Genomic DNA, 12,395 nt, shown 5'->3' with positions numbered 1-12,395 from the left:
TTTTTTGTCGTGATAATTTAAATCAAAGTAAAATTGGTGCAGAAAAGCTAACGTCGACTAAGCTAAAAGAATAATACATCGTCGGCTAAGTACCGATGGAGGAGGACGTCATGAACGAGCTACTGCACGCAGCGATGCAATTCCCAAGCGTTGTGTTTACGTTTCTACTCGGGCTGTTAGCGCTCTACTGGCTATTAGTTATTATCCGTTTAGCCCCCTTGGAACTGTTTGAGCGCGATAGCCTAAAAGAGGATCATCTGGCAAGTACGTTAGTCTCTTTAGGCTTTGCGGGCGTACCCGCGACGCTGGCGTTAACGGTCATCCTGGCGATTGCTGCAGCACTCACCATCGCGATCGAACTGCTGGTGTTGCGCTGGTTGCCGCTGGGTTTAATACGTATTCCTGTCGGTGTGCTGGTGCTCTGGGGCTCGCTGGTGATTGCCTCACCCGTGTCAGCTGGGCTTTGCCACGTTTTACACCGCGGACTACATCGCTATCACCCCTTTACCCGGCGGTGTTTGCTGGGCCAAACGGTGGTGGTGACCGAGCGCCAGGGGGAGGGTGAACAGGCGTTTGCGGTCATTGATAATGAGCCTAACAGCACCGTAAAACTGCTCAGCAAACGCGATGCCTTGCCTGTACAGGGCGAGCGTCGGGTATTGGTGAAGTACCTGCCTGATGAGGGGGCTTACCGCAGTGTCACTGAGCAAGAGTATCTGGAGACACGTGTTCGTTTAAATAAACTGCGGTTAAGCCAAAAACATCACCCTGCTAGCCATTACTCGGCCTCTCACTGAGTTATCACACGCATTGTGGGTCGCCGCCGGGAGGCCCAAATCTTGAGCTTCCCGGTTTATTTCCACCACCGCCGCCACTGATGAGCCAACCACTGCACTGGGTGATGCCAGAAGTAATGCCAGCCAGTGCCGGTTTGCGATGAGCCGCCTGGAATGGGGCGTGGTACAGGGCGGTTTAGAAAGTGGCGAATGGGATCGACCTGGGCAGATTGATCCAACATGGGGGCGTGGCCGCAGTTAGGGACGGTCAGGGTGACAAGTGTGGGCTGTGCTTCGGCCATGCGGGGCAGCGTTTCGGCATCTAACAAGGTTGATTCTTCGCCGCGAATAACCATCACCGGGCAACGGATACTCGCCCAGTCGGCCCAGGTGTCGCGTGGTGTATCGTGCACAAATTGCTCGCCAATGCGTGGGTCAAAGTGATACGTCCAGCTACCGTCTGGCAACCGACGGGCACTATTAAGCGCTAGTTCACGCCAAGCGGACTCCTTAGTGATGCCGAAACTTGCGTAGTGCTGGGTGAGTTCTTGATGAAGCTCGCTAAAGCTAGAGAATCGGTGAGTAACGCCAAAGTAGCTAGAAAGGGCAATCAGCCCCTGTTTGTTCAATTCAGGCCCTACATCGTTCAGGATTAGCCGAGAAATGCGCGCGCTGTGTTCTGAATCAGCAGCGATCAGCATGCCTAACAGGCCACCCATCGACGTGCCCAGCCAATCAACGTGATCAAGTTTAAAGTGATCTAATAGAGCGATGGCGACCGTCACGTAATGGCTATAAAGGTAGTCGTGAGCCGGAAATAACGACCAGCTTGATAACCCACGGCCTGGCGTATCGGGTGCAAGAATACGCCATTCGCTGCCCAGTTCACGCGCCAGTGCACTAAAGTCGCCGCCGTGGCGAGCAAGACCATGCCAGGCGATAAGCGTGCGGGGGGCGGAAGGGTTCCAAATGCGTACGGCAACTTCTAATTCGCGTACGCGAACAAACTCCAGGGTATCCATAGAATGCTCACACGGCTAGACATAGCGCCAGTAGTAGCATATTTGCTGCATTGCAGCGAGGGATGGGTGAGGTGTTTAACGCTGCATCATACGAATAGAGGTATCGATCAGCTCGCCGCCGCGTTCACGTATTGCAAAAGCGTCAGGATTACGCAACCAGTCATGGAAAAGACCACCCAACATGGATTGCATTAGCCGTGTTGCTACTTCTGGGCTTAAATCTTCGCGCAGTAGTTGCTGCTCTTTAGCCTGTACAAATACCGCCAGCATTTCCTGGTAACACTCGTTACCGATCTCTTCTTGCATATCAAGCGGGTTAATGTCGCTGAAGAACTCGCAGCGGTGCAGTAAAATCGACAGTATCCGTTGGTATGACGGTTGTTCAAGGCGCACCAAGCCCGCATGGCAGGCAAGACGTATCGCTTCTAACGGTGATAGGGCGGTGTCCGTTTTGTCGACTTCATCCATTAACGACTGGAAGGGCATGCGTACCTGTTCAACCAATGCCATGAACAGGTCGCCTTTATTCTTGAAATGCCAATAGACAGCACCGCGGGTGAGGCCCGCATGGCGAGCAATTTGCTCAAGCGATGTGCGTGCCACGCCTTTGGCAAAAAATACCTCTTCTGCAGCTTCAAGCAGCGCTTCGCGAGTAGCAGCAGCTTCAGCTTTGGTCTTTCTTGCCATGGAAACGGAACCTCGTTATCAACTCTGTATGGTCATATTTTAACCTAAGCGAGTGAGTATTTACATTCAAAACTGTATGGATAATTGACTCAACGCATAACGTAAGTTAACAAATTCGTCATTTTGCCAGTGAAAGCGTATAAACAGGCAATGTTACTAGCTTTGAATCTTACTAACATCGCGAAAATAACCGATTAAAAACAGGACATAAAGCATGGCGCGAGCTCCTTTTCAGTTGGGCGAACATACCATTATGCCCGGCCAACGCTTACAAGTGGATGTGCCGGTGGCGCGTTTATATACCCATACGCCGCTGCATATTCCTGTGGAAGTGGTTCATGGCCGTAAGGAGGGCCCCGTATTATTGGTGTGTGGTGGCATTCACGGTGATGAAATTAACGGGGTGGAAATTGTTCGCCGGGTGCTGCGCGCGAAAGCGATCAATAGCATTCGCGGCACCCTGATTGCCGTGCCAGTGGTGAATGTGTTTGGCTTCCTTCAGCAAACACGCTATTTGCCCGATCGACGCGATCTCAATCGCTGCTTTCCAGGCAGTGAGTCAGGGTCGCTAGGCGGACGGATTGCCGCGCTGTTCCGCGAACAAATCGTCGATCACGCCACCCATATTATTGATCTACACACAGGCGCCATTCATCGCACTAACCTGCCACAAATCCGCGCTCAATTGCGCCCAGGCAGTGAAACCGAGCGTATGGCCGATGCCTTCGGTGCGCCCGTGGTACTCAATGCGGAACTGCGTGAAGGCAGCCTTCGCCATTACGCCCAGACTCGCGGCATTCCGGTATTGACCTATGAAGCAGGTGAAGCGCTGCGTTTTGACGAGTGGGCGATTGCCCCCGGCGTGCGCGGTGTGCTGCGGGTAATGCGGCGCCTAGGCATGCTGACCGGCGAGCAGCGCCGCCGCACGCCAGCACCCGCTGAATTGGCCAATGGGTCAAGCTGGGCGCGCGCGCCGATTGACGGCATTTTGCGCCCCAAGGTGCGCCTGGGCGCCCGCGTTGCCAAAGGCGAAGTGCTGGGCAAAGTGGCTGACCCCTTTGGTAACGACGAGGGCGAAGTGCGTGCTGTGGCGGATGGCATCGTGATTGGGATGAGCCGCTTGCCATTGGCCAACGAAGGCGAAGCGCTGTTTCATATTGCCCGTTTTGATGAAATTGAAGAGGCCGAAACCGCCGTTGAAAGCTTTAATTCCAGCTTAGTGCCGCCCACTGATTCGTTCTCTTAAGTGCTTATTCATAAATAAAAACTATTGAGCTGATAGGCAAGCGATAGCCTTCGCGAATGGCAAGTTAGTGACTCGTTGACTATACCTATTATGGGCTTTGTTAGCGGCTATCAAAATGACAACAATGAGGATAAATAGCCAAGCTTTCATCGTACTAGAACGAGTGGCGATCATACGCCACGTCTGCCGTGACATGGAGGAAAAGCGATGACGAGCGATAAACCAAAACACACCACAACGGATGCGGGTATACCGGTTACCAGTGATGAGCATTCACTATCAGTAGGCCCCGATGGGCCGATTGTTCTGCATGATCACTATTTGATGGAGCAGATGGCTGCCTTTAACCGGGAAATGATTCCGAATCGTCAGCCCCACGCAAAAGGGAGTGGCGCCTTTGGTCACTTTCAAGTAACTCACGACGTTAGCCAATACACCAAGGCGGACTTTCTCCAGCCGGGCAAGAAAACCGAGATGTTGGCGCGTTTCTCGACGGTGGCCGGTGAGGCAGGTAGCCCGGACACTTGGCGCGATCCTCGTGGCTTCTCGCTGAAGTTCTACACCGAAGAGGGCAACTTCGACATGGTGGGTAATAATACCCCTGTGTTTTTCGTTCGCGATCCGCTCAAATTCCAGCACTTTATTCACTCACAAAAGCGTCGAGCGGATAACGGCTTGCGTGATCACGATATGCAGTGGGACTTCTGGACGCTTTCGCCGCAATCTGCCCACCAGGTGACCTGGCTAATGGGCGATCGTGGTATCCCTGCCAGTTGGCGCCACATGAACGGCTATTCAAGCCATACCTATATGTGGGTCAACGCTGCAGGCGAGCGCTTTTGGGTGAAGTACCACTTCAAGACGGACCAGGGCATTAAGTGCATGACCCAGGAACAGGCCGATAAGATGGCGGGGGCGGATGCCGACTATCATCGCCGCGACCTGTTCGATGCCATCAAACGCGGGGATTATCCCACCTGGACGCTGCAAGTTCAGATTATGCCGTTTGAAGATGCCAAGACCTACCACATCAACCCCTTCGATTTGACCAAGGTATGGCCGCACGGCGACTACCCGCTGCAAGAAGTCGGTAAGATGACGTTGGATCGCAACCCCGTCGATTTCCACAGCCAAATCGAACAGGCAGCGTTTCAGCCCAGCAACTCGGTACCGGGCACCGGTTTCTCGCCGGATAAAATGCTCTTGGCGCGGGTAATATCCTATGCTGATGCGCACCGCGCGCGTTTAGGGGTGAACTACCAACATATTCCCGTTAACGCACCCAAGGTCCCGGTTAACAGCTATAGCCAGGGTGGTCAGATGCGTATTAATCACTCCACCGACCCGGTGTATGCACCTAATAGCAAAGGGGGCGCGCACGCCAACCCGGAAAAGTACCCGGAAGATGCGGTATGGGAGACGGACGGCGAGTTGGTTCGCGCCGCCTACACGCTGCGCCCGGGCGATGGCGACTTCAACCAGGCCAATGACCTGGTCAATAAGGTAATGGATGATGCTGCCCGCGACCGATTGGTAAACAACATTGTGGGCCACGTTTCCGACGGTGTTGAAGAGCCGGTGCTATCACGGGTATTTGAGTACTGGAAAAACGTCGACCAAACGATCGGCGAACGTGTCGAGCAGGGCGTAATGGCGAACCGCCGGGAAAGCGGTCAGTAAGCTTACGCTACTAGGAAAACGAACCCGCTACATTGCGTAGCGGGTTTTTTTATACGACGCACTTATACAACGAACTCAGGTTCGTTCACCAAGCTAAGCGCGTCATCAAACAGGCGCAATCCTGCGCCTTCCTTATGGGCGTATTCTGACAAATGGCGCCGGAAGCGCCTGCCGCCAGGGCAACCCTGGAACAGGCCCAGCAGGTGACGGGTAATGTGATTCAGCTTCGCGCCTTCATCCAAACGCTGCTGAATATAAGGCCGGAAAGCGTTCGCAGCATCCAAGCGGCTTGCCGCGGGGCCTTTTTCACCAAACAGCTGCTCATCGACGCCTGCCAGCAGCCAAGGGTTTTGATACGCCTCACGCCCCACCATCACGCTATCCACCTGGGTGAGCTGTTCACGGCACTCGGCGAGCGTTTTAATGCCGCCGTTAATACCGATATGTAGCTCGGGCCGACTCTGCTTCAAACGATGAACGCGGGGGGAGTTAAGCGGCGGCACATCGCGGTTCTGCTTAGGCGACAACCCCTGTAGCCACGCCTTACGGGCGTGAACGGTAAACACCTCACAGCCTGCGTCCGCGACGATAGCGATAAACCGCTCAAGGTCGGCATCCTCATCCTGGTCATCGATGCCAATACGGCACTTCACCGTGACCGGAATAGACACCACCGCCTGCATCGCCCGCACTGCATCGGCCACCTTTTCGGGGTAACCCATCAAGCACGCGCCAATCATATTGTTCTGCACGCGGTCGCTCGGGCAACCCACGTTCAGGTTCACCTCATCATAGCCCCACGCCTCGGCAATCGCCGCGCACTCCGCCAGCTCACCGGCATCGCTCCCGCCCAACTGTAGCGCAAGCGGATGCTCCACCTCGTTATAGCCCAAAAAGCGCTCACGGGGCGTCCCGTGCAAAATCGCACCGGTGGTGACCATCTCGGTATACAGCAGCGTCCGCTTGGTTAAGGTACGTGCGAATGCTCTGTAATCGCGGGTTGTCCAGTCCATCATCGGGGCCACAGAAAAAAGCCGCCCACGATCTGCACTATTTTCTTTAATTAAATTAGTCATTTAATAACATTTTTGGCTGCACTAAATGCAGCCATATTGCCTCTTAAAACCGTAATTAACGCACCTGATGTACCCAGCAGCGGTAGTGACTGAAGCCTCAAAAACCGGTTACACCTTGATAGCTATCTCACAGGTAGCATGTTGTATGCGCGCCATTGTACGTAAGAAAGGGCGCGCAGCACATAGCAGGGTAGTTGCCACAGCGCTTACGCCGCAGATCAGGTTGGTTACCGCCCAGCAATGCCATGAAATAGCGCTGTAAATGTGCCTTAGGAGAATGGTGCTAACCTTATTGATGGGTTAGGCTTTCTTAAGGTTAGTAAATGGTTGGTACAAAAATGCCGCGTCCCAAAATAGGAAGGCGTGTTCATACTGCTGGTAAGTGGCGAGCGACGGATCTGACGAGTACAGCGCCTGGCGGGCGGTGCGCTGTACCTAATCAGCGTCAACGACCACTACCAGCCGGAAATTATCAAGCCGCCTGGATATGCATAATATGGAGATTCTGGGGCGGTGTGAGATTCGGATTGGGCGGGTGGTTTGATAAATAACCGTTGAGCAAGTCTCAAAGTCTATTTTAATCATTATATTAAAAATATCGGGGGCAAAGTGAGTAGACGTAATTTTACTAATAAAGAAATTTCTGTTGATGATTTGTTGCTAGACGTTGGAAATGCACGTATCAGAACCGGAGCTGATCAGCGAGACTGTATTGAAAAATATTGGCCAAAGAAGAGCAAATGCTTACGCTGATACAGGATATCGCTGAAAATGGATTAACAACTATGCCCATTTTGGTTCAGCCTTTAGATAATGGGGAGTGGTTAGTATGGGATGGTAATAGGCGTACGACAGCACTTAAGCTGCTAAGGCACCCTGAAAGATGCCCTGTAGAATACTTGAAGCTGAAAATAAAAAGAATTGCAGATGAATTCAAAGATAACATATTAGATAAAGTTGAGTGTCTTTCAAGTGGTGATATACAGTCTTTAGAGAAGGAGGTTATTGCAAGACACTCTGGAGCTATGGGAGGAGCTGGGCAACTCTCTTGGGCTGCTTATATGAAAGCTGTTTTTTCGTTGAATCATAATGGTTCAACAGATTATAGACGAGCTGGAAAATATTTACTTTGGGCCGAATCCAAGGGCTTAATTGTTGAGGATGATTTTCCAATAACTAGTTTGCACAGGTTTTTTACAAAAGAAAATATGAATTTTTTAGGCTTTGAAGTGCAAGATGATGATGCTTTAAAGCTGATGGTTCCAGAAGCTACTGCAAAGTTAATGGCAATTAAAGTTATTTCGGACTTTAGTAGTGGTAAGCCTGTAAGGGATGTTTTTTCACCAGACAGTGCTAAATCATACCTATATGAAGTAAGAGGAAGTGTTGGCCTAAACGCTAATTTAGAAAATGAAGCTGATAGCAATTCTAATACGGGAGCAAGAGCAGAAGGAGAGTCAGAGATAAATAATCAAGAAAGTTCAGACTCAAATGAAGCAACAGGTAATAGTCGCGAAAGTGCATCTAATAATAGTCAGTCTACTAGCTCTGATGATGCTGAAATTGAAAAGCCAGCTGGAACCGGTTCACAAGTTAAAGGTACTCGTTCTGCCTCATGGGAACGCCCCGGGCTGTTTCCGAGAGGGAAGGATGGAATCCCAATTCCTACCGTTAATACAAAGGCTAAGAATATCGTAGCGGAGCTTCGACGTTTAAAAACTAACGGTAGCAGAAGTACCCCGGGAACGCCAATTGCAGTTGCAATGCTATTAAGGGCTTTAATTGAAATTAGTACAGAAAATTATTGTAATAATTTTAGTGATGTTAAAAAAGATCAAGATTTTCATAAGCAAGTTGCTAAAGTCGCTGACCATATGCTGGAAAATGGGTTTATAGCTAAGGATGAGTATGAAGTTGTGATGCGTCAAACCCGTACTGCCGAAAGCATGCTCCACATAAAAACTATTCAGAAGTATGTTCATTCAGAATCATTTCATCCCACGGGACAAGTTCTAAATAGTCTATGGGATGAAGTTTCATTTTATATAGGAATTTGTTGGAGGGCTAAGCCTTCCTAACGACGGAGTGTAGGGCTGTTGTGCAATGTTAAGTTGTCATAAAACATGATTTCAGTTGCATTTGGTCTTGATAAGTGCGTAGAATAATGTAGCGAAAATTCAACATTCCGTTCTTGAGAGTATAGAGCCCTTATAGGATCGCAGTTGTCATAAGTTACTAGCCAGGGATGGCGGATTTTTCTTACTGTGTCTGCAATTTTAGCGTGATCTTCAGGTTGATAATGGTTTCTATATAATTGACTGCCCTTGACATAATAAGGGGGGTCGAGATAAACAAGGCATTTGCTGTTTTCTTCATGGAGTTTTTTTGTTACTAATTCTAACGCGTCCAAGTTGTAAACAGTTATGTGATTTTTGAGGGAGTTTATGCTCTTTATTCTTTTCAAAAGCTTTTCTTTGTTATAACGAGCGTCAATCTTATATTTTCCTTCTTGTTTTTTTCCCCCAATGACACCTGCTGATATTATTCCAGACCTATTGGTTCTGTTTAGAAAAAAGGTGGCAAATCCGAGTTCGGTTATACTATGTTCATCCGGATTGTTAACTATATTTTTTTGCTGATACCAACTTTCCATGTTGATTTCAGTTTTCTCAAAAAGATCGAAGAAAAACTTGTCATCATTTAAGATCGACCACCAGAAGGCATAAATTGCTGGATCAGCATCATTTATAATTATGTTGTTAACATAACCATGTGTTAACAAGTAGATAGCAGCACCTGCACCCCCTGCATAAGGCTCTACATATGAACCGCCACTGATGCCATTGTGCCGCATTAAACTACCCAACCATTCACCAAGGCGAGCCTTTCCTCCCGGGTAGCGTAGGGGAGTAACGAATGAGCGGGGCGAAGACATATTGACTCTCAATTTAGTGTATTTGGCAATTTCGAATTTGAAGCCCATTTTCACGGATTTTTATGCAAAATAATAGGTGTTTCATTGTTATAGCCCAATCTAGATTTTTGCAACTTGATGTTTTTTCAACTAAATATTTCTTACTGCTTGTTTCGCCGCCCCCTCATTCGTATACGCCACCATCAACTCATCCCAATTCGTCGTATAGCGCGTCCATGGTGGCCATTAGCTGTTGGCTGCGCTGGCGTTCCTCTTCCATTTGTGGTTTGTCTATCTGGTTGGGCTTCCGTTGCCGCCAATTGTCGGCCGAGGTAGTTAGGGCTGTTTTGCGACTGTGCAGCAGTTTAAGGGGGGAGTTAGGCAGGCGAGGCGTTGGATGGTGCAGGTGGTCATTACATTGCGTAACGGGAAATAACTTGCTGGCAACTTTGCCATATTGAAGGTGTCGCCTAAGAGCACGCGTTGCGGAAACGTTTCGCCAGATTAATGCGGCAATAAAAATCCCCGACCATGTGGAGTGGTCGGGGGGGGGGTTGAAGCTAACAATTAGGACAGGCGAAAAACGGACTTCTGAGCGCGTTTCTGCGCTTCCTCAGCGCTCAGGCTGATTTTTACATTGCCTTGCCGTTGTGCGGCAAGATAGCGCTTACGTGCGGCCTCAATGGTTGCTGCCTTGCGCTGCTGCTGTGTGATGTGTTCATCCGCGTATAAATGCATAGCATGTTCCTCTCTGGGAGGTATAGGGCGTTAGACCGCTAGCTAGGAAATAAGCTCCATAGCGTCGATAAAGCCTTCTGTAATAGTGGCACAGCTGAGTATTGTCATCAACGGCACAGCCATAATAGCCCGAGCCATGCATATCATAATCAAACAGGCTAATGGACTCTAGCAAGCCAGAGCCGAGTAGATTCAACTCAGTTAAGCCCGCCTTATTCATGAGGCCGACCTGAAAACGAAGATAGCGGATGGTATTCTCTTGAGAAATCAGAACGTTCCGGCAAGAATCTGAACCAAGAGAGCCATCCGCTATGGGTGAAAGCCTATCCACCTGGACGCCCTCATGCAACGGCTCTGTCCGTGTTGAGCTGAGCGGCCAGCGCACTACCAGCGACAGCGGCGCTCTGCTGTTGCGTGAGGCCCTCGACAACAGCGGCGTGATTGAGGCGCTGGAAGACAATCTGGTCGATCGACGCCACCCGCTGCGCATCCTTCATTCGCTGGCCAGCCAGTTGCGTACCCTGGTGCTGCAGCGTGCGATGGGCTGGATCGACCTCAGCGATACCGACACGCTGCGCCGTGATCCGCTCTGGCAGCTGGCCTGCAGCGATGCGCGCGGGACAACGCCCCTGGCCCAGGACCGGCCGTCTCAAGCCACGCTGTCGCGGCTGCTGAGCTGCCTCGGTCGTAACGACAATATCGATGCCGTGCACGAAGGCCTGCTGCGGCTGGTGGTCTGGCGCCTGACCTCGCTGCAGAACGGTGAACGTCCCAAGCAGCTGACGCTGGACATCGACGGCCTGCCGATCAAGGTGCATGGCCACCAGGGCGGGTCGGCCTATCATGGCCTTTACGGGGCCCGCATCTACTCGCCGCTGGTCGCCTCGCTGGCCGAGACCGGCGACATGGTGGGTGGGCTGCTGCGCGAGGGCAACGCCGGCCCGGCCGAGAACGCCGACACTTGGATCCCGCACCTGGTGAAGCGACTCAACGAGAGCACCGGCGCCCAGGTTCGGGTGCGCATCGACGCCGGTTTCACCGACAACGCGACGCTGGAGGCCCTGGAAGAGCGCGACATCGAGTACCTGGGCCGACTGCGCAGTCACTCCGGCCTGCAGAAGCTGGCGGCACCGCACCTGAAGCGGCCACCCGGCCGGCCACCCGAGCAGCCTCGCGAGTGGTGCCACGATCTGGAGTATCAAGCGGGCTCTTGGTCGGCACCGCGTCGCGTGGTGCTGGTGGTGCAGGAACGCCCCGATGACCTGCTGCTGCATGCCTTCTTCCTGGTCACCAACCTCGGCAAGTTCGACTGGCCGCCGGAGAAGGTCCTGGCGCTCTACCGCAAGCGCGGCAGCGCCGAGGCGCACATGGGCGAGGTGAAGTCGGCGCTGGACGTGCACCTCTCGTCGACCGATCGTGGCGCCTCCACCGTTCAGGACGTGATGGCCCGCAACGAGGTGAGCCTGCTGCTCAGCCTCTACGCCTACCAGGTCCTGCATGGCCTGCGCTGCCTGCTGGAGCGGCAGACCCGGCAAGGCTGGAGCCTCAGCCGGATGCGCGAGCAGGTGCTGAAGGTCGCCGCCACGCTGAGGCTGCACGCTCGGCGAATCACGGTTCATCTCGGAGCCGCTGCCGACAAGTGGTGGCCGACCTTGCTTAAGGGGCTGCCGAAGCTGACCGCACTGAGCTGACGCTCCTGCGAGACCACCACAGCATCAGAAAGCGAGCGACCGGAGCGGCGGTCGGCGATCACGGCTGCTTGGACGGCCGCCATTGATTCCAAAGAGCTATAAGTAAGTAGGAAAAGGGCTGCGTTCTGGCATTACTCAACAGCCACTCGCGCTGAAGATGCGAATCCTGATAAGCAATGCCAACAGCCAGTACCTTCAGACCGCTCAATCAGCGCCCTCGTGAATAAGGCGGGTTAAGGAGTAAGGGGCTAGACCTAACTGATATCGAGTACGGTAGCCATGGGCTGGGTTGTCATCCAATAGGCTATCAAGCGTATCAAATTTGATCTCGTAGGCATCTTCTGGGATCTGAACGCCTAGTTCCTGGGTCACTTTAAGAGCGGTGTTATCGTCCCATGCGGGACGAGGAATAAATAACGCGCCGTAGTTAGTCCCAGCTAGCGAAAAATGCTGAACCTGTGCCCCTGGGAGAGTGGTTTCGTCAATAAATTCCCGATTACCAAAAATAATGCCCATGCCGCCTCCTACAAACGGGCCGAATATTATGGCACGGAAATACGCTGCT

Annotated in this window: 11 protein-coding genes; 5 read left to right on the top strand and 6 right to left on the bottom strand. The window is 52.0% G+C overall.

Features of this window, described 5'->3' with window-relative positions; genetic code table 11:
- Positions 1-110 precede the first annotated feature (110 nt).
- A complete protein-coding gene (locus KO116_RS15840; RefSeq protein WP_035559618.1) occupies positions 111-797 on the top strand; it encodes a hypothetical protein in 687 nt (228 codons plus the stop codon).
- A gap of 56 nt (positions 798-853) precedes the next feature.
- On the opposite strand, the gene KO116_RS15835 is transcribed toward KO116_RS15840, so the two are convergent.
- Together KO116_RS15835 and KO116_RS15830 are read right to left on the bottom strand one after the other, a co-directional pair.
- Entirely contained in the window at positions 854-1,798 is a 945-nt protein-coding gene (locus KO116_RS15835) for an alpha/beta fold hydrolase (RefSeq protein WP_035559621.1), read from the bottom strand.
- Between the two features lie 75 nt (positions 1,799-1,873).
- On the bottom strand, positions 1,874-2,485 hold the full coding sequence (locus KO116_RS15830; protein WP_035559624.1) for a TetR family transcriptional regulator: 612 nt from the start codon (positions 2,483-2,485) through the stop codon (positions 1,874-1,876).
- Between the two features lie 214 nt (positions 2,486-2,699).
- On the opposite strand from KO116_RS15830, the gene KO116_RS15825 reads away from it, so the two are divergent.
- Positions 2,700-3,731, top strand: a complete 1,032-nt coding sequence (locus tag KO116_RS15825) for a succinylglutamate desuccinylase/aspartoacylase family protein (protein WP_035559627.1) — start codon at positions 2,700-2,702, stop codon at positions 3,729-3,731.
- Positions 3,732-3,938: 207 nt separating this feature from the next.
- A complete protein-coding gene (locus KO116_RS15820) occupies positions 3,939-5,411 on the top strand; it encodes a catalase (RefSeq protein ID WP_035559630.1) in 1,473 nt (490 codons plus the stop codon).
- A 62-nt stretch (positions 5,412-5,473) separates the two neighbouring features.
- Here KO116_RS15820 and dusA read toward each other — a convergent pair whose 3' ends face one another.
- Positions 5,474-6,487, bottom strand: coding sequence for a tRNA dihydrouridine(20/20a) synthase DusA (gene dusA, locus KO116_RS15815; protein WP_035559633.1), 1,014 nt, complete (start codon positions 6,485-6,487; stop codon positions 5,474-5,476).
- A gap of 722 nt (positions 6,488-7,209) precedes the next feature.
- Between dusA and KO116_RS15810 the strand changes: the two genes are divergently transcribed.
- Entirely contained in the window at positions 7,210-8,565 is a 1,356-nt protein-coding gene (locus KO116_RS15810) for a ParB N-terminal domain-containing protein (protein WP_144408604.1), read from the top strand.
- Here KO116_RS15810 and KO116_RS15805 read toward each other — a convergent pair.
- Positions 8,562-9,422, bottom strand: coding sequence for a DNA adenine methylase (locus KO116_RS15805; protein WP_035559709.1), 861 nt, complete (start codon positions 9,420-9,422; stop codon positions 8,562-8,564). The two genes, KO116_RS15810 and KO116_RS15805, sit on opposite strands and share 4 nt — an antisense overlap.
- A 546-nt stretch (positions 9,423-9,968) precedes the next feature.
- Positions 9,969-10,139 (bottom strand): hypothetical protein, encoded by a 171-nt coding sequence (locus KO116_RS25325; protein ID WP_158414217.1) that lies wholly within the window; start codon positions 10,137-10,139, stop codon positions 9,969-9,971.
- A 311-nt stretch (positions 10,140-10,450) separates the two neighbouring features.
- On the opposite strand from KO116_RS25325, the gene KO116_RS15800 reads away from it, so the two are divergent.
- Positions 10,451-11,830, top strand: a complete 1,380-nt coding sequence (locus tag KO116_RS15800) for an IS1380 family transposase (protein ID WP_035564251.1) — start codon at positions 10,451-10,453, stop codon at positions 11,828-11,830.
- 204 nt (positions 11,831-12,034) lie between these two features.
- On the opposite strand, the gene KO116_RS25320 is transcribed toward KO116_RS15800, so the two are convergent.
- On the bottom strand, positions 12,035-12,346 hold the full coding sequence (locus KO116_RS25320; RefSeq protein WP_045812154.1) for a hypothetical protein: 312 nt from the start codon (positions 12,344-12,346) through the stop codon (positions 12,035-12,037).
- Positions 12,347-12,395: the final 49 nt, after the last annotated feature.

Origin of the sequence: Halomonas sp. KO116 (assembly GCF_000734975.2) — a bacterium.
Taxonomy (GTDB): Bacteria; Pseudomonadota; Gammaproteobacteria; order Pseudomonadales; family Halomonadaceae; genus Vreelandella; species Vreelandella glaciei.
Note: the sequence above shows the minus strand (reverse complement) of the source record. Positions and strands in the feature narration are given on the sequence as shown.